The sequence below is a fragment of the Streptomyces sp. NBC_01439 genome, from assembly GCF_036227605.1.
In the GTDB taxonomy this organism is placed as follows: Bacteria; Actinomycetota; Actinomycetes; order Streptomycetales; family Streptomycetaceae; genus Streptomyces.
In genome coordinates, this window is the sequence record NZ_CP109487.1 from 7,829,018 (window position 1) to 7,846,746 (window position 17,729).

Consider the following 17,729-nt stretch of genomic DNA (forward strand, 5'->3'; position numbering starts at 1 on the left):
GCATGTGCGGCGGGGCCGGCGAGTGAAGTTCCTGCACACCTCCGACTGGCACCTCGGCCGGGCCTTCCACCGGGTCAACCTGCTCGGCGCCCAGGCCGTCTTCATCGACCACCTCATCGAGACCGTGCGCGAGCGCGAGGTCGACGCCGTCCTCGTCGCCGGTGACGTCTACGACCGGGCCGTGCCCCCGCTGCCCGCCGTCGAGCTGTACGACCGGGCCCTGCACCGCCTCGCCGACCTCGGCGTCCCCACCGTGATGATCTCCGGCAACCACGACTCGGCCCGCCGCCTCGGAGTCGGCGCCGGACTGATCGGTCGGGCCGGGATCCACCTGCGGACCGACCCGGCCGGCTGCGCCGACCCCGTCGTCCTGACCGACGTACACGGTGACGTGGCGCTGTACGGCCTGCCGTACCTGGAGCCCGCCCTGGTCAAGGACCAGTTCCGCGCGGAGAAGGTCAGCCACGAGGCGGTCCTCGGCGCCGCCATGGACCGGATCCGGGCCGACCTGGCCACCCGTGCGCCCGGCACCCGCTCGATCGTCCTCGCACACGCCTTCGTCACGGGCGGCCGGGCCAGTGACAGCGAGCGCGACATCACCGTCGGCGGGGTCGAAGCCGTACCCGCCTCCGTCTTCGCCGGCGTGGACTACGCCGCCCTGGGCCACCTCCACGGCAGCCAGACCATCGACGAACGGGTCCGCTACTCCGGTTCCCCGCTCGCCTACTCCTTCTCCGAGGCCGACCACCGCAAGAGCATGTGGCTGATCGAACTCGGCGCACAGGGCGAGATCACCGGCGCCGAGCGGATCGACACCCCCGTCCCGCGCACCCTCGCCCGGCTCCGCGGACGGCTGGAGGACCTGCTGCAGGATCCTGCGCACCAGGCCCATGAGGACGCCTGGGTCGAAGCCACCCTCACCGACCCGGTCCGCCCCGACGACCCCATGGCCCGCCTCGCCGCCCGCTTCCCGCACACCCTCACCCTCGCGTTCGACCCCGAGGGCCGGCAGGAGGAGACCGGCGCCTCCTACGCCCAGCGCCTCAAGGGCCGCAGCGACCAGGAGATCGCCGAGGACTTCGTCGCCCACGTACGCGGCGGCGGCCACCCGGACGAGGCCGAACGGGCCGTTCTCCAGGGCGCCTTCGACGACGTACGGGCCGACGACAGCCACCGGGAGGCTCACCGATGAGGCTGCACCGGCTGGCCGTGACAGCCTTCGGACCGTTCGCCGAGCCCCAGGAGATCGATTTCGACGCCCTGTCCGGCGCCGGCATCTTCCTGCTGCACGGACCCACCGGCGCCGGGAAGACCTCCGTGCTCGACGCCGTCTGCTACGCGCTCTACGGTTCCGTGCCCGGCCCCCGCCAGGCCCCCGGCACGAGCCTGCGCAGCGACCACGCCGCCGCCCGCACCCCGACCGAGGTCACCCTCGAACTCACCGCGGGCGGCCGCCGCCTCGAGCTCACCCGGCGGCCCGAACAGGAGCGCCCGAAGAAGCGCGGCACGGGCACCACCAAGGACAAGGCCCAGAGCTGGCTGCGCGAGCACACCGGTGCGGGCTGGGAGCCGCTCAGCCGTTCCCACCAGGAGATCGGCGAGGAGATCGAGCAGCTGCTCGGCATGAGCCGCGAGCAGTTCTGCCAGGTCGTCCTGCTGCCTCAAGGAGAGTTCGCACGCTTCCTGCGCGCCGACGAGGCCGCCCGCGGCCGTCTCCTCGGCCGGCTCTTCGACACCCGCCGCTTCGCCGCCGTCGAGGCCCTGCTCGGGGAGCGCCGCCGGGCCGCCGAGGCCAAGGTCCGGGCCGGCGACGAGAAGGTCCTGCACACCGCCCAGAGGCTCGCCCAGGCCGCCGGCGACAGCGCCGACCTGCGGGCCTGGCCGATGCCCGGACACCAGCCGGGCGACCCCGGGCTCGCCGAGGCCGTCCGGGCCTGGGCGGCCGTCGCCCGGTGCGCGGCCCGCGAGCGCCTCGACGTCGCCGAGTACGCCCTGGCCGCCGTCGAGAGCCGGCACGCCGCCGCCCGGCGGGCCGCCGAGGACGCGCGGGAGCTCGACCGGCTGCAGCGCCGGCACGCGGAGACCCTCCGCCGGGCCGCCCTGCTCGACGGGGCGGCGCCCGAGCGGGACCGCGTGCGCGGCCTGCTGGACCGGGCCCGGCGCGGCGCCCTGGTGGCCCCCGCCCTGGAACTGCGCGGCGCCGCCTCCGCCGCGCACCTTGCCGCCGCCCACGCCGAAACCTCCGCCCGGACGCAGCTCCCGCCAGCACTGAAGGAGGCGGGAACCGAGCAGCTGGCCGCTGTGGAGCAGCGGCTGCGCGAGGCCCTCGGCGCGCTCGGCGCGGCACAGCGGGCCGAACAGCGCAGCGCCGAGATCGGCCGGGAACGGGCCGACTTGGAACGGGAGTCCCGGGCCGCCGAGGAGCAGCACCAGGAGTCCGCCGAGTGGCTGGAGCGCTGGGAGGCAACCCGAACGGCACTGCAGGAGCGGGTGGACGCCGCCCAGCAGGCCGCGACGCTGGCCGAGCAGCTCGCGGGCCGACTGGAACCCGCCCGCATGCAGCTGAACGCCGCCCGCCGGCGGGACGAGCTCGACGCCGACGCGGCGCGCGCCGCGGGCGAACTGCTCACCCTGCGCGAGGAGTCGGCCGCCGCCCGGGAACGCTGGCTGGAGCTCAAGGAGGACCGGCTGCGCGGGATCGCCGCCGAGCTCGCCGAGGCGCTGGTGGCCGGAGAGGCCTGCACCGTGTGCGGGTCCGCGGAACACCCTGCTCCGGCCCGCCCGGCCCCCGGCCACGTGGACCGCGCCGCCGAGGACGCGGCCCACGCCCACTTCGAACGGGCCGAGCAGGCCCGGGCCGCCGTGGAGCGCCGGCACGCCGCCGCGCAGGAGGCCCGTGCCGAAGCCGCGGCCGCCGCCGGGGAGGCATCCACCGCCGAACTCCTGGACCTGACAGCCGACCTGAGCGACCGCCATGCCGCCGCCCACGCCGCGGCCGCCTGCCTCCACGCCGCCCGGGAGCAGCTCGCCCGGGCCGAGCAGGAGCACGCCACGCGCAGCGCCGACCGGCAGGGCGCCGAGACCCGGGCTGCCGCCAGGTCCTCCCGGCGCGAGGCCCTGGACCGCGAACAGGCCGGGCTGGAGGCCGAACTCGCCCTCGTACGGGACGGCGCGCCCACCGTCGCGGCCCGCGCCCGCACCCTGGAGGACCGGGTCCGGATGGTCTCCACCGCGGCCACCTCGCTGCGCCGGGCCGAGACCACCGCGGCCCGGTTGAAGGAGGCCGACGACCAGCTCGCCGACGCCGCGTTCAAGGCCGGCTTCGACACCATCGAGGCCGCCGCCGACGCGGTGCTCCCCGAGTACGAACGCACCGCCCTCCAACACCGGCTGGACGCCTGGCAGGCGGAAGACGCCCTGCTGGCGGAGCGCCGCCGCGAGACCGGCGCCGCTGAAGCGGCAGCCCTGCCCCCGGCCGCACCGGACGCGGCCGACGCGTACGCGGCCACCGCTGCCGCGAAGCTTCGTACGGCGGGGTCGGCGGCCGACGCGGCCCGGGTGCGCTGCACGGAGCTCGACCGGCTCTCCCTCCGGGCCGAGCAGGAACTGCGGGCGCTCGGTCCCCTGCGGGAGGCCTACGACCGGGTCGCCCGATTGGCCGGACTCACCGCCGGCACCTCCGCCGACAACGAGCGCAAGATGCGCCTGGAGGCCTACGTACTGGCCGCCCGCCTGGAGCAGGTGGCCGCCGCCGCTACGGTACGGCTGCTGCGCATGTCCGGCGGCCGCTACACCCTCGTCCATTCCGACGCGCGGGCGAGCGGACGGGGGCGCTCCGGCCTCGGGCTGCACGTGGTCGACGCGTGGACCGGCAGCGAGCGGGACACGGCCACCCTGTCGGGCGGCGAGACCTTCTTCGCCTCGCTGGCCCTGGCGCTGGGCCTCGCGGACGTGGTCACCGACGAGGCGGGCGGGATGCGCCTGGACACCCTCTTCATCGACGAGGGCTTCGGAAGCCTCGACGACCAGGCGCTGGACGAGGTGCTCGACGTCCTGGATTCGCTGCGCGAACGGGACCGGAGCGTCGGCATCGTCAGCCATGTCGCCGACCTGCGGACCCGGGTCCAGGCACAGCTGGAGATCGTCAAGCAGCGCGGCGGCTCCGTGGTGCGCCACCGTACGGCGGCGCTCACGGACTGAGCGGCCGGCGGGGCAGCGGGGAGGAGTAGACGATGCTCGTCGTCACCGAACCGAGCCCCGAGATCCGGCCCGTGACCTCCTCCAGGTGTGACATCGAGCGGGTCGCGACCTTGAGGACGAAGCAGTCGTCGCCCGTGACGTGGTGGGCCTCCAGGATCTCCGGGGTGGCCTCCAGGAAGTCGTGGAAGGGCTTGTAGTTGCCGTGCGGGTAGCGCAGCCGCACCAGGGCGAGGATCGACTTGCCGAGCCTTTCCGGGTCCACCACCGCCGTGTAGCCGGTGATGATGCCGGTCTCCTCCAGTCGGCGGACCCGCTCGGTGACGGCGCTCGCGGACATGGACACGGAGCGGGCGAGCTCGGTGAAACTGGCGCGGCCGTCCCGCTGGAGGGCTTCGAGGATCCGCCAGTCGGTGGCATCAGGGGAATAGTCGGTCATGGTGCAGGTCTAGCAGGGGATTCCCCGGTCAGACAAGGAAAAGGCCGGGGATACTCGCTTCCGGCGGTGATCGACGGATCATAGATTTCTTGCCATGACGACGACGCAGACGCACACGAACCAGCCGGGCTCCGCCGCCCCCGCCACCACCAATCCCGTGCTCCGGGTGCCGCCGGCTTCCCCGGCCGCGGCCGCCGCGTACTTCGCCGCGAGCCTGGCCTTCCACGCGGACGTGTCGGACGTCGCCGCCGCCTTCAAGGCCCACCGCGAGCAGGGCGCGGAGCTCGGCTTCCAGCTCGTCGACTCCCGCTCCACCCCGTCCTGGGACCAGGCCCACGTGCCCGGCGCCGTCCACCTGCCCACCGCCCTGATCCCCGAGCAGGCAGAGGGGCTCCTGGACAAGAACGTCCCCGTGGTGACGTACTGCTGGGGCCCCGGCTGCAACGGAGGCACCCGCTCCGCCCTCGCCCTGGCCGAACTCGGCTTCCAGGTGAAGGAGATGCTCGGCGGCATCGAGTACTGGATCCGGGAGGGCTTCGAGGTCGAGACCTGGCAGGGCAGCCAGCAGCGTGCCGGGGCCGACCCGCTGACCGCGCCGACCGACTCGGACGACTGCGGCTGCTGAGGCACGTGCCGTGCGTGCCGTACGTGCCGCGGGGCGGTGCGGGCTCACGGGGCGGTGCGGGATCACGGGAACGGGCCGCTCATCCCCCCGGGAATGAGCGGCCCGTCCGTCAGAGCTTCGACAGCTCGTCCACCAGATCGTCCAGCCCCAGCGAACCCTGCGACAGCGCAGCCATGTGCCAGGCCTTCAGGTCGAAGGAACCGCCGTGCGCGGCACGCGCGTTGTCCCGGCCCAGGAGCCAGGCGCGCTCACCCAGCTTGTAGCCGATCGCCTGTCCCGGCATGGACAGGTAGCGGGTGAGCTCGCTCTCGACGAAGTCCGCCGGCCGGCCGCTGTGCAGGCCGAAGAACTCCTGCGCCAGGTCAACCGTCCACCGTTCGCCCGGGTGGAACGGCGAGTCCGCCGGGATCTCCAGGCCCACGTGCATGCCGATGTCCACGATGACCCGCGCCGCGCGCATCATCTGGCAGTCCAGGTAACCCAGACGCTGCTCGGCGTCCTTGAGGTAGCCCAGTTCGTCCATCAGCCGCTCCGCGTACAGCGCCCAGCCCTCGGCGTTGGCGCTGACCATGCCGACGGTGGCCTGGTAGCGGGAGAGCTGGTCCGCCACGTGCGTCCACTGCGCGAGTTGCAGGTGATGGCCCGGCACGCCCTCGTGGTACCAGGTGGACACCAGGTCGTACACGGGGAAGCGGGTCAGGCCCATGGTGGGCAGCCAGGTGCGGCCCGGGCGGGAGAAGTCCTCGGAAGGGGACGTGTAGTACGGGGCCGCGGGACCGCCCGGCGGGGCGATGCGGGACTCCACCCTGCGGACGCGCTCGGCGAGTTCGAAGTGCGTGCCGTCGAGGTTCTCGATGGCCTCGTCCATCAGGCCCTGCAGCCAGACCTGGACCTCGTCCACGCCCTCGATGTGGGTGCCGTGCTCGTCCAGGTGCTTCAGCGCCTCCCAGGGGCCGGCGCCCGGAAGGATCTTGGCAGCCTCGGACTTCATCTCGGCGAGCAGCCGGTGGTACTCCGACCAGCCGTAGGCGTACGCCTCTTCCAGGTCCAGGTCGGTGCCGTTGAAGAAGCGGGCCCAGCGGGCGTAGCGCTCGCGGCCCACGGTGTCGGGCTTGCCCTCGACGGCCGGGGCGTACACCGAGCTCATCCAGTCGCGCAGTGCGACGACGGCGGCGGTCGCGCCGGCGGCCGCGGCGTCCAGTTCGGCGCGCAGGGCGTCAGGACCGGCGGAGACGAAGCCCTCGAAGAAGGGCGCCTCGGAGCCGTCCTGGCCGACCCAGGTCGTGAGCTGGCCGATCATGGTGGTGGTGGCGCGGGGGCCGCCGTAGAGGCCTCGCTCCAGGCCGAGCCCGAGGCTCTCGCGGTAGCCGGCGAAGGCGGCCGGTACGGCGCGCAGGCGCTCGGCGATCGCCGCCCAGTCCTCGTCGGTGTCGGCGGGCGTCAGGGAGAAGATCTCACGGACGGAGTGCGCGGGGCTGTGGATGTTGCTGACCGCGCACAGGTCCTCGTCGGCCTCCAGTACGGCGAGCTCGGCGCTGAGGCGCTCGCGCAGCAGCCGGGCGCAGCGGCGTTCGGCGTCGCTGTCGGCGCCGGCCTCCGACTCGGCCGCGTCGAGGCGGGTCAGGGTCTCGCGGATGAGCTCGGCTACAGCCGCACGGCCCGCCGGGGAGTAGTCCGGGAGCTTGCTCGAACTCGAGGCGACACCGAGGTAGGTGCCCGTGATCGGGTCGAGGGCGATGAGGTCGTCGACGTAAGCGTCGGCCACCTGGCGGGGCAGCCGCGGTGCACTGCCGTTGTGGAGGGTCTCTGACATGCGGACATCTTCGTATGCGGGACGGGTTCCCGTCATCACCGATTGCCGTCGGACTGCTGACGTGGGCCGGAGCGGGATCGGCCGTGCGTGCGAAGAATCTTCAACCACCGTGCTGGACAAGCCACTTCACGATCCGAGGGCAAAGAACTTCGGGAACGGGGCGCTCGCAGCTTGGCCGGATTCCGCCCGAGCCGGGACCCGGTCGGGGTCCCGGCTCCGGACGGATCGTCAGGCGCGGCGCCGCGGAGCCGACTGCTCGTGCGGGAGTTCCTGCGGGAGCTCGCGGGGAAGTTCGTAGGGCAGCCGGGAGTTGACCGGGGTGGCGTCCAGCCGGGCCGTGATCACCAGGGTGCCCTCCTCGATCTGGTAGTCGAGGGGCAGGCCGAGGCCGCGCATGGCGGCGACCATGCCGGTGTTGGAGGCCTGGGTGACGGCGTACACGCTGTCGCACCCGGCCTCGACGGCCATCGCGAGGAGCCGGCGCAGCAGCTCGGAACCGATGCCGCGGCGCTGCCAGTCGTCTTCGATGAGCAGGGCGACCTCGGTCTCGTCGCCGTCCCACAGCAGGTGGCCGAGGGCGATGAGCTTGCCGGAGGTGGTGGTCGCGGCGAGGGTGCGGCCGAAGCGGGGGCTCAGCAGGTGGCCGAGGTAGCGGTCGGCGTCGTTGACGGGGCCGTGGTAGCGCAGCGACAGCGTGCGCTCGGAGCAGCGGTCGTGCATGGCCCGGGCCGCCGCCCGGTCGGAGCCGTCGGCGCGGCGCACGGTGATCTCGTTGCCCTCGGGCAGGGTCAGCACGTCCTGACTGCGCGGGACGCGGGGGCCGAGCCGGGCGTCGAGCTCGACGAGGGCGCGGGCCCGGGCGAACTCGGTCGGGGTGAAGGGAAGGTAGGGCCGCTCCACGGTGATCGCACCGCCGGACGGGTCGCGCAGCCGCATGACCGTGGCCTCCAGGACCCCCTCGACGGGGGCGTCCGCGCCGGCGTTGGGGCGGCCGGTGAGGGTGGTCGCCGGGATCGAGTGGATCGTGCAGCGGCCGAGCAGCTGGCGCAGGGCGAGGGGCAGCTCGGCGGCGTCCAGGGCGGTGCGGGTGGCGAGGCCGAGGACCCGCGTCGGGGTGTCGACCAGGTCGTGGGCGTCGGCGCGCTCGATCCAGGTGCTGTGGCCGCCGGCCCGGGAGATCGCCCGGGCGAGGTCGGCGGAGGGCAGTTCCTGCGGGGCGCGCAGCAGGAACTCGTCGACCGTGCCGCCCTCGGGGAGCGGGTGCGTCTGGAGGGTCAGGATGTCGACGCCGTTGCGGGCGAGGGCGGTGCAGAGGGCGGCCAGGGAGCCCGGCTCGTCCCGTACGGTCGTGCGCATCCGCCAGAGGGCGGTGCTGCTCGCGACCGCGGGCGCACTCGCTGCCGCGCCGGAGGTCGTCGCGGGGAGCTGCTCCGGATCGCCGAGGTCCGTGTGCCGCGGCGGGGGCGCATGGCTGTGGCGCCGTGCCCACCAGGTGTGGAAGGCCGCCGTCACCAGGAGCACGACGGCCGAGGCCACGAGCAGGACCGGGCCCCTGGGGCCGTGCACGACGAGATTGGCGATGGCGTCGGCGACCGCGACGGCGCAGAACATTGCGGCGAGTTCGACGACGTCGCGGCGCCAGTGGTGACGGTGGGGACGGTGGGCGGAGGCGAGGTTACGGTCAGTCATGCGCACCACTGTGGCGCAGGGGTGTTGCGTGATCACGAACGATCTGTGACCGACTGGTTAAGTGTCCATCTGGCCGATTTCACCCAGTTTTCGGGGCCATTTCCGGATCACAAGGTCGGAGCGGCCGATGCCCCCGCGGGGTACGGGGGCTTCCGATGGCTTCCGGTGGCTTCAGGGCGTCACTGGCCCACGCGTCCGGGCCGGAGCGTCCGGGTGAAGAGTACGTCCCCTCCCTGGCGGCGCAGACGGACGGTGAGGTCCCCGCTGCCGCCGTCGATGTCGACCTCGCCGTAGTACGGAGGGTTCTCGGACGGTGACATGTTGGCGAAGGGAGCCGACTGCACGTAGGCCGCCTCCGGGCCGAAGGTGGCGTCGAGCCGCCCGGCCGGGAAGCCGCCGGCGCCGATCGGGCCCGACACGAACTCCCAGAACGGCGCGAAGTCGGTGAAGGCAGCCCGCTCCGGCGCGTAGTGGTTCGCGGCGGTGTAGTGGACGTCGGCCGTGACCCAGAGGGTGCCCGTGACGCGCTGGTGCTTGATGTGCCGCAGGAGTTCGGCGATCTGGAGCTCGCGACCCAGTGGGGCGCCCGGGTCGCCCTGGGCCACGGCTTCGAAGTTCGCGGTCCCGTCGGGGACGACGATGCCCAGGGGCATGTCGGCGGCGATGACCTTCCAGGTGGCGCGCGAGCGGGACAGCTCGCGCTTGATCCAGGCCAGCTGCTCGGGGCCGAGGATGCCGATGGGGTCCTCGGCCTGGGTGTCGGGGGAGTTGGCGTTCCGGTAGGTGCGCATGTCGAGCACGAAGACGTCGAGCAGCGGGCCGTACCGCATCACCCGGTACATCCGGCCCTCGGCGCGGCCGCCGCGCAGGTCGGTGACGGGGAAGTACTCCCCGAAGGCCTGGCGGGCGCGGGCGGCGAGGGTGTCGGCGTCCTTGACGGTGTAGCGGGGGTCGTCGATGAGCTGGCCGGGGTACCAGTTGTTGCGCACCTCGTGGTCGTCCCACTGGGCGAGGACCGGGACCTGGGCGTTGAAGCCGAGCAGATTGCGATCGAGCAGGTTGTAGCGGAAGTTCCCGCGGAACTCGGCGAGCGTCTCGGCGACCTTCGCCTTCTCCTCGGTCGTGACGTTGCGCCAGAGGCTGCCGTCGCGCAGCGGGGCGGTGGCCTTGATCGGCCCGTCGGCGTAGATCGTGTCACCGCTGAAGAGGAAGAAGTCGGGGTTGCGCAGCCGCATCTCCTCGAAGACGCGGTAGCCGCCGAGGTCGGGGTTGATGCCCCAGCCCTGGCCCGCCAGGTCGCCGGACCACAGGAAGCGCACGTCGTGGCGGCGGGAGACGGGGGTGGTGCGGAAGGTGCCGTGGACCGGCGGGGAGCTGCGGCGGGGGTCGTCGGGGTCGGTCAGGACGACCCGGTAGTGGACTTCCTGGCCGGGCGGCAGATCGCGCAGCACGGTGGTTCCGGTGAAGTCGCTCGACGGGCCGAGCAGCGGGCCGCGGTGGCGGCGTACGGCGTAGCGGAACGCCTCGCTCGGGGAGGTCTCGACGTACATCCGCGCCAGGCGGTCGGACCGGGTCCACACGGTGGCCGAGTGGGCGGTGATCTCGCCGGACTGGACGCCCCACAGCGCGCCCGGCCGGCCGGAGCGGGCGAAGGCCGGCGCGGCGAGTGCCGGGGCGGCGATCAGCGCGGAGGACAGGGCGAGGGAACCGCCGATGAGGGACCGTCGGGTGCGCGGAATCGATGCCATCGGTACGTCTCCTGGGGGCGGCGAGGACGGGTCGGACCAGCGTGCCGTCGCACACCGGCCCGGCCGCGTCGCCCACGCGAACCGCGGATGAACAACCGTCAGCCGCTCATTCGTTCAGCTGTTCAGGTGCGTGGCCGGTTCAGTCGGTTCGGCCGGTTCAGTCGGGTCGGTCGATCCCGCCGACTCGGAAGAGCCGTGAGCCGTGAGCCGCGGTCCCGGCCCGGCCGGGCCGGCCCGGTTGCCCCATCAGGCGGCCACGAGCCGCACGCTGCGCGCCGTGTCGAGCACCACCCGGGACACGAGGGCCGGATCGTCGTTCATCGGGACGTGGCCGCAGCCCGGCAGCCGGACCAGCCGGGCGCCGGGGACGGTGTGCTTGGCGCGGATGCCCTGGCGGCGCAGCAGCAGCCGGTCGCGGGTGCCCCAGGCGATGGTGACCGGCAGGCCGGGCACGTCGTCGGTGAACCGGACCGAGCCGCCCGCGGCCAACGTGTCCTCGAAACCGGTGGCATCGCGCAGGGCGAGCGTCTCGGCGACGACCGCCTCGGCCGGGCGGCGGGACGGGCGGGCGTAGATGGTGCCGGTGAGCGCGGCGCGGCCGGGGGCGCTGCGGGCGAGCCGGCGTACGGCGGGCAGGGGCAGCGCCTTGGCGCCGGCGCGCATCGCGAGGAGGGTGGCGAACGCGTAGCGGCGCTCGGCCTCGGTCCAGAACCCGGCGGGGGAGAGCGCGGTGACGGAGCGGACGAGGTTGCTCCGGCCCATTTCCAGGGCGAGCAGACCGCCGAGCGAATTGCCCGCGACGTGCGGGCGCTCGACCCCGAGGGCCGTGCAGAGCGCCCCGAGGGCCGGAGCCACGGTCCCCAGCGCATAGGGAACGCCCTGGGGAAGGGGCTCCGAGGCGCCGAAGCCGGGTAGGTCGACGGCGATCACGTCGTGTTCGGCGGCCAGGATGTCGATCACCGGGTGCCAGGCCTGGAGGTGATGGCCTATGCCGTGCAGCAGGAGAAGTGGTTCACCAGCGCCCTTGCGCTCGTAGGCGAGGGTGGTGGGGCGGGGGCCGAGCGGCGAATCGATCGTGAAGGAGACCGTGGCGGTCATGCTGCTCCTCGTCGGTTGGACGCGTGCGAGACAGGATGTCAGTAGTGCCTACCGCCATGATTACCGTCCGGTAGCCCTTGACTACAAGCCTTCCGTGCCTGCGAGAACATCCCGTGAACGGCTTGATACGTATGCCCGTTCTGCCCGGCAAAGGTATGAGCATTGGTCTTGACCAAGGGGGTGTGCCGTCCTATCGTCGCAGGGATAGTGCAGGAACCTTTAATAAACAAAGGCGCGGAACTGCCGCTGGAACACACGGCGAGTGCAGCGATGGCAGGAGGAGTCAGGGTGGGGACCACGCAGCTCGAAACGGCACCGGAGCCGAAGTACTGGCACCTCAAGACCGTCCTCAGCGAGGCGCTCGACCAGGACTTCGCCGTCGGCGAGGTGCTGCCCAACGAGCGTGAGCTCGCGGCCCGTTTCGGTGTCGCCCGCGCCACCCTGCGTCAGGCGCTGGAGCAGTTGGAGCTCGAAGGTCGGCTTCAGCGCCGTCGTGGCGTGGGTACCACCGTCGCCCCGCCGCGCGTCGGTGTCGCCGTGGGCGGCGCGCAGCACAGTTGGCCCGGCGAGAGTGCCGACGGCTGGGAGCCGCTCGACGCGGCCGAGACCCTGCCGACGGCCGCAGTGCTGAAACTCCTCGGTACCGGTGGCGCCTTCGTCGCCGACCAGCCGGTGCACACGGTGCGCCGGACCCGGGTCACCCACGGCCAGGCAGTCGCAGCCGAACTGATCTACGTCCCCGCCGCTTCGGTGCCCGGACTCCCCGCCATCGAGGCCCCGGCCGGCCCGGCCCGTGCCCGTGCCGTCCTGCGCGAACTGCAGCGGCTGGTGCTCGACGGCCAGGACCGCTCGGTGGAGCTCGGCTCCGCCCGCGCCGACGACGCCAAGGAACTGGACCGCCTGCCCGGCGCCCCGGTGCTCCTGGTCACCACGCGCTACTTCACCACCGCGGGAACGGCGGCGGTCTCGGTGGCCACCTACCGCGCGGACACCTGCCGCCTCACCTTCGGCGACTCGGGCAACGTCGAGATCACCCACGAGCCGCGCGTCGCCTCCTGACACCGCCAGGGGGCGCCCCCGGTCCCCGATCCTTCTGGGCGTCCGGATGCAGCTGCGGCTGCGTCTGGACGCAGCTACGGCCCGGCCCCGGCCCCGGCACCTTTTGCCGGGGCCGGGGCCGGGCCGTAGCTGCGCGTACGGGAGGGGCGGGCGGCGGGGTCAGCGGCGGGCCGTGACGGTCTTCTCCACCGCGAAGAGCTCTTCTTCGACGTGGTCCAGCGCGAGCCGGAGGGCGCCGGTCGCCACTGCGGCCTCGCCGAGCATGGACTGGGCCACCCTCGGTGGGCGCAGGCAGTAGCGCGCCAGCTCCTGGCGGAGGGGCTCCAGGACCCCGTCCAGGCCGGCCGCCCAGCCGCCGACGACCACCAGCTCGGGGTCCATCGCCAGGACCAGCGCCGCCACGTCGTGCACCAGCCGTTGCAGGAACCGCTCCACGGCGGCCACCGCCTGCCCGTCGCCCCGCTTGGCCATCGCGAAGACCTCGGCGACGGCGGCCTCGTCCAGCGGATGCAGCGGCTCACCCGTGGTCGACAGCAACCGCTCGGGCGTGACCTCACGGCCCAGCAGGTGCAGGGCGCCGATCTCGCCCGCCGCCCCGCCGAAGCCCCGGTGCAGCCTGCCGCCGATCAGCGAGCCGGCGCCGGGACTGAGCCCGGCCATCACGAACACCATGTCGCCGGTGTCCCGCGCGACGCCCTTCCAGTGCTCGGCGACCGCTGCCGCATTGGCGTCGTTCTCCACCTGGACCGGGCAGCGGAACGAGCGCCGCAGCCGTTCCCCGAGCGGCAGCCCGGTCCAGCCGGGCAGTGCGGTGCCGAGGCGGACCGTGCCGTCGGCCTCGACGATCCCGGGGCTACCGACGCCTACCGCCCGCAGCGAGTCCCGTGGCACCCCGGCGCGGCGCAGCAGATCGGCGACCGCCGCCCGTACCCGCTCCAGCCGCTCATCGGCGGACGCCGTCTCCGCGACGTCCTTGGTGCCGGCACCGATGACGCGGCCGTCCAGGCCGGACAGCAGCACCGCGATCCGGTGCGAGCCGATCTCGATGCCCAGCAGGTGTCCCGCCTCGGTCCGGAAGCGGAACCGCCTGGCCGGGCGGCCCTGCCGCCGCGCCCCCTCCTCCGCATCCGCCTCGACGACGAGCCCGGTCGCGATCAGCCCCTCAACGACACCCTCGACGGTCGGCCGGGAGAGTCCCGTCAGCCGTGTGAGGTCGGTGAGGGTCGGTGATCCGGCCGTCCGCAGTGCACGCAGCACCACGGCGGAATTGATCCGCCGGAGCAGAGAGGGGTCCCCGCCGGTCAGCTGCCCCAACGTGTGTCCTCCCAGGTAGCGAGCTTGTCAGCCGGATCGTACTGCCCGCCCGGTGTGTCGGCGAGAAGCAGCCCCCCATCGGCCGGAAGCAGACCTTCCCTCATGCGGGGGAGACGAACCCCGACTCGTACGCCGTGATCACCGCCTGCGTCCGGTCCCGCGCCCCCAGCTTCGCCAGGATGGCGCTGACGTGGGACTTGACCGTCTCCGTGCCGATGATCAACTCGGCGGCGATCTCCACGTTCGTGAGCCCCCGCGCCATCAGCCGCAGGACCGCCTCCTCCCGCTCGGTCAGGGCGGCCCGCTCCAGCACCGCCCGGGCCTGCCGGTTCCCGTACTCCGCCGCCAGGGCCCGCACGGCCGCCGGGAAGAGCAGCGTCTCACCCTCCGCCACCAGCCGTACCGCGTGCACGATCTCCGAAGGCCGGGCCCGCTTCAGCAGGAACCCGTCCGCTCCCGCCCGCAGCGCCTGGTAGACATACTCGTCGTTCTCGAACGTGGTCACCACGAGGATCTTCGGCGGGGAGTCCACCGTCCGCAGCACCGCGCGGGTCGCCTCGATCCCGTCGAGGAGCGGCATCCGCACGTCCATCGCCACCACATCCGGCCGCAACTGCCGGACCAGCGGGATCACGGAGGCCCCGTCGGCCGCCTCACCCACCACCTCGATGTCGGGCTGGGAATCCAATACGGCGCGCAGACCCGCACGCACCAGGGGTTCGTCGTCGACGAGCAGTACGGTAACCGGCATCCGGTCAGCGTATTCGCTCCAGCGGCAGCCGGGCGCGCACTCTCCAACCGCCCTCGTGCAGCCCGGTTTCAGCCGCTCCGCCGAGCAGAGCGGCCCGCTCCCGGATCCCGCGCAGGCCGCTGCCGCCACCAACCGTGACACCGGGGCGTTCCGGAAGCGGATTCGTCACCTCCAGGTCCAGTCGGTCCGCGGTCATCTCCACCCGAATGCGCACCGGCACCGGGCCGCAATGGCGCAGTACGTTGGTCAGCGCCTCCTGCAGGATCCGGTAGCCCTCCCGGGTGACCGGCTCCGGCAACTTCTCCAGCGGCCCCGTCAGTTGCGCGTCCACCGTGGAGCCGGAGGCCCGGGCCGACTCCAGGAGCCGGTCGGCCTCCACCAGCGTCGGCCACTGCGACGGCGGCTGCCCCGACTCCCGCAGCACTCCCAATACCCGCTCCAGATCCTCCAGCGCGGCCCGGCCCGTCTCCTCGATCGCGCACAGCGCCCGATCGGTGAAGGCGGGATCACCCGCGGCGCGCGCGGCCCCCGCCTGCACGACGGCCACGGTGAGCGCGTGGCCGATGGAGTCGTGCAGTTCCCGCGCGATGCGGGTGCGCTCGAGCAGCTGCTCCGTGCGTGCTTCCAACGCGGTCAGTCGTTCGGTAGCGGACGGGCTCAGCAGGCGGGTGGCAGCCGCGGTGATCAACTCGCCGAGTAGGACCACGATGACGATGAGCACGACCAACGGCACGGGAACGAGCAGCGCGGCGGCCCAGCGCCCGGGTACGAAGGGCAGGAAGTGGTCCGGACCCGAGGGGTGCCCGATCGCCGTCGCGAAGAGCTCCACGGACATCGCCGACAGCCAGACCGTGGAGCCGAACGCACCGACCGCGATGACCATCCGCGTCTCCAGCCACAGCACGGTTCGCCAGCGGTCCCCCCAGTGGGCCGACGGAGCGAGGCTTATGGCGCTGTCGGAAGGGTCGCGGTCGTACGGGGTGAGCAGGAACTGTGCTTGGAGCCCCTCCGCCAGTCGCACCCAGGGCACCAGGCCGAACGGCAGGACGAGCAGCAGCGGCACCCAGGGCCACCAAGGCATGATGAACATCCATACCGCCAGCAGCAGCAGCGGCACGCAGAGGTGCAACCAGCGTGAATAGGTCACTGGTTGGAACGGGGCGCGCAGCAGTCGGTTCATGACTCCATCGTGGCAGCGCCCTGTTCTCGGCCGTCTCCCCCACGTGGGGGAGACGCCACCCCCGCACGGGGGAGGAGAGGGGGTGGGGCCGGCGGCGAGTCTTGGGCCATGAACAGCATCGAGATCCGAGAACTCACCAAGCGATACGGCACCCACCGTGCGGTGGACGGCCTCACCTTCGATGTCCTGCCCGGGCGGGTGACCGGCTTCCTGGGCCCGAACGGTGCGGGGAAGTCCACCACGATGCGCCTGCTGCTGGGGCTGGACCGGCCCACATCCGGCACGGCCACGATCGGTGGTCGGCGGTACCTGGACCTGACGGACCCGCTGCACCGGGTCGGTGCTCTCCTCGACGCCCAGGCGGCCCACGGCGGGCGCACCGCCCACGACCACCTCCGCCTGCTCGCCGCGGCCGGCCGCATCCCGATGCGCCGGGTGGGCGAGGTCCTGGAACAGACCGGCATAGCCACCGTCGCGAAGCGGCGGATCAAGTCCTTCTCGCTCGGCATGCGCCAGCGCCTCGGCATCGCCGCCGCACTCATCGGCGACCCCGGAGTGCTCCTGCTGGACGAGCCCACCAACGGCCTCGACGCCGAGGGCATCATCTGGATCCGCGAGCTGATGCGCTCCCTCGCCGCCGAAGGACGTGCCGTCCTGGTCTCCAGCCATCTGATGTCGGAGACCTCGGCGCTCGCCGACCACCTGGTCGTGCTCGGCAAGGGCAAACTGCTCGCCAACACTTCGATGGAATCGTTCATCGACGCCCGCAGCGCCCCGAGGGCGCGCCTGCGGACCTCCGACCCGGTCCGGCTCCGGGCCGCGCTGGCCCGGCACGACGTCGAGCTGGTGGCCGCCGCCGACGGGCGATGGACCGTCGAGGGCATACGGGCCGAGCAGCTCGGCACCCTGGCCGCCCGTGAGGGGATTCCCCTGCTGGAACTGTCCGACGAGCGCGCCTCGCTGGAGCAGGCCTACCTCGACCTCACCGCCGATCACGCGCAGTTCAGCGCGGCCCACTGACCGTCCACCCGCTCCCGTACCCTCTGGAGGCTTCGCCATGAGCGCCGCACGGCTCACGACCCCCGCACTGCACTCGGAATGGATCAAGATCAGGTCTCTACGGGGTACCTTCTGGTCGCTGATATCCGTCCTCGTCCTCACCGTGGGCATCCAGACGATGGCGGCTGCGGCCCTGGGTCGGTCCGAGGAGGGCGGCATGGGGGACGACCCGCTCCTCGCGGCCTTCTACGGGGTCAACTTCGGCCAGATAGCGGCCATTGCCTTCGGGGCCACCGCCTTTTCCGCCGAGTTCCACAACGGAGCCCTGCGTACCAGCCTCACCGCTGTGCCCCGTCGCACGCGGTTCTACTGGTCGAAGCTCTCGATGCTGGGCGCGCTCGCCCTCGTGGCCGGCCAGTTCGCGGGATTGCTCACCTTCGTGGCCGGCCAATCGTTCATGGGTCAGGACGCTCTTGTGCTGGGCGCCCCCGGCACCGTGCGGGCCGTTGTCGGCTGCGGCCTCTACCTGACGCTCATGACGCTGTTCGCGGCCGGGCTCACGGCGGTGCTGCGCAGCGGGGTGGCCGTCCTCAGCATCCTCATACCCTTCGTCGTCATGCTGTCCTTCATCGTGGGCGCGGCAGCGACCGGGGTGGGGCAGTTCATGCCGGACCGAGCCGGGCAGGCGATGATGCGCAGCCACCAGTACGGTGACCTCGGTCCATGGGCCGGGCTGGGAGTCCTGGCGCTGTGGGCGCTCACCGCGGCGCTGGGGGGCTGGCTGGCGGTGCACCGCCGGGACGCTTGACGACGGGCC

14 protein-coding genes are annotated in these 17,729 nt (G+C 72.9%); 6 read left to right on the forward strand and 8 right to left on the reverse strand.

The annotated features are described in order from the left end of the window. Nucleotides 1-22: 22 nt before the first annotated feature. A complete protein-coding gene (locus OG207_RS35725; RefSeq protein ID WP_329104508.1) occupies nt 23-1,192 on the forward strand; it encodes an exonuclease SbcCD subunit D in 1,170 nt (389 codons plus the stop codon). Then, the gene (locus tag OG207_RS35730; protein WP_329104509.1) at nt 1,189-4,200 is read left to right on the forward strand and encodes an SMC family ATPase; all 3,012 of its coding nucleotides are present in this window, start codon (nt 1,189-1,191) and stop codon (nt 4,198-4,200) included. The genes OG207_RS35725 and OG207_RS35730 overlap by 4 nt, the downstream gene beginning before the upstream one ends. On the opposite strand, the gene OG207_RS35735 is transcribed toward OG207_RS35730, so the two are convergent. Next, nucleotides 4,190-4,636: an Lrp/AsnC family transcriptional regulator gene (locus tag OG207_RS35735; RefSeq protein ID WP_329104511.1), complete on the reverse strand. Its 447-nt coding sequence runs from the start codon at nt 4,634-4,636 to the stop codon at nt 4,190-4,192. The genes OG207_RS35730 and OG207_RS35735 overlap by 11 nt on opposite strands. 94 nt (nt 4,637-4,730) lie before the next feature. On the opposite strand from OG207_RS35735, the gene OG207_RS35740 reads away from it, so the two are divergent. Further along, nucleotides 4,731-5,261 carry a rhodanese-like domain-containing protein gene (locus tag OG207_RS35740; RefSeq protein WP_329104513.1) on the forward strand — a complete coding sequence of 177 codons (531 nt, stop codon included), beginning with the start codon at nt 4,731-4,733 and terminating at the stop codon, nt 5,259-5,261. 109 nt (nt 5,262-5,370) lie between these two features. Here OG207_RS35740 and OG207_RS35745 read toward each other — a convergent pair whose 3' ends face one another. The 4 genes from OG207_RS35745 to OG207_RS35760 all read right to left on the reverse strand — a co-directional run bounded on the left by OG207_RS35745 (nt 5,371) and on the right by OG207_RS35760 (nt 11,609). Then, nucleotides 5,371-7,074 (reverse strand): DUF885 domain-containing protein, encoded by a 1,704-nt coding sequence (locus tag OG207_RS35745; protein ID WP_329104516.1) that lies wholly within the window; start codon nt 7,072-7,074, stop codon nt 5,371-5,373. Nucleotides 7,075-7,302: 228 nt separating this feature from the next. After that, entirely contained in the window at nt 7,303-8,763 is a 1,461-nt protein-coding gene (locus tag OG207_RS35750) for a GNAT family N-acetyltransferase (RefSeq protein WP_329104518.1), read from the reverse strand. A 179-nt stretch (nt 8,764-8,942) separates the two neighbouring features. Continuing rightward, nucleotides 8,943-10,511: an alkaline phosphatase D family protein gene (locus OG207_RS35755; RefSeq protein WP_329104520.1), complete on the reverse strand. Its 1,569-nt coding sequence runs from the start codon at nt 10,509-10,511 to the stop codon at nt 8,943-8,945. Between the two features lie 246 nt (nt 10,512-10,757). Continuing rightward, nucleotides 10,758-11,609 (reverse strand): alpha/beta fold hydrolase, encoded by an 852-nt coding sequence (locus OG207_RS35760; protein ID WP_329104522.1) that lies wholly within the window; start codon nt 11,607-11,609, stop codon nt 10,758-10,760. 288 nt (nt 11,610-11,897) lie between these two features. Here OG207_RS35760 and OG207_RS35765 point away from each other — a divergent pair, with 288 nt between their 5' ends. Then, entirely contained in the window at nt 11,898-12,668 is a 771-nt protein-coding gene (locus OG207_RS35765; protein ID WP_329104524.1) for a GntR family transcriptional regulator, read from the forward strand. A 159-nt stretch (nt 12,669-12,827) separates the two neighbouring features. Here the strand turns inward: OG207_RS35765 and OG207_RS35770 are convergent, their stop codons facing one another. The 3 genes from OG207_RS35770 to OG207_RS35780 all read right to left on the reverse strand — a co-directional run bounded on the left by OG207_RS35770 (nt 12,828) and on the right by OG207_RS35780 (nt 15,913). Further along, on the reverse strand, nt 12,828-13,982 hold the full coding sequence (locus OG207_RS35770) for an ROK family transcriptional regulator (RefSeq protein WP_329104526.1): 1,155 nt from the start codon (nt 13,980-13,982) through the stop codon (nt 12,828-12,830). Nucleotides 13,983-14,082: 100 nt separating this feature from the next. After that, nucleotides 14,083-14,733, reverse strand: coding sequence for a response regulator transcription factor (locus tag OG207_RS35775; RefSeq protein WP_329104528.1), 651 nt, complete (start codon nt 14,731-14,733; stop codon nt 14,083-14,085). A gap of 4 nt (nt 14,734-14,737) precedes the next feature. After that, entirely contained in the window at nt 14,738-15,913 is a 1,176-nt protein-coding gene (locus OG207_RS35780) for a sensor histidine kinase (protein WP_329104530.1), read from the reverse strand. Between the two features lie 108 nt (nt 15,914-16,021). Between OG207_RS35780 and OG207_RS35785 the strand changes: the two genes are divergently transcribed. Both OG207_RS35785 and OG207_RS35790 read left to right on the forward strand, forming a co-directional pair. Then, nucleotides 16,022-16,933 carry an ATP-binding cassette domain-containing protein gene (locus tag OG207_RS35785; protein WP_329104533.1) on the forward strand — a complete coding sequence of 304 codons (912 nt, stop codon included), beginning with the start codon at nt 16,022-16,024 and terminating at the stop codon, nt 16,931-16,933. A 37-nt stretch (nt 16,934-16,970) separates the two neighbouring features. Then, nucleotides 16,971-17,720, forward strand: a complete 750-nt coding sequence (locus tag OG207_RS35790; RefSeq protein ID WP_329104535.1) for an ABC transporter permease — start codon at nt 16,971-16,973, stop codon at nt 17,718-17,720. Nucleotides 17,721-17,729: the final 9 nt, after the last annotated feature.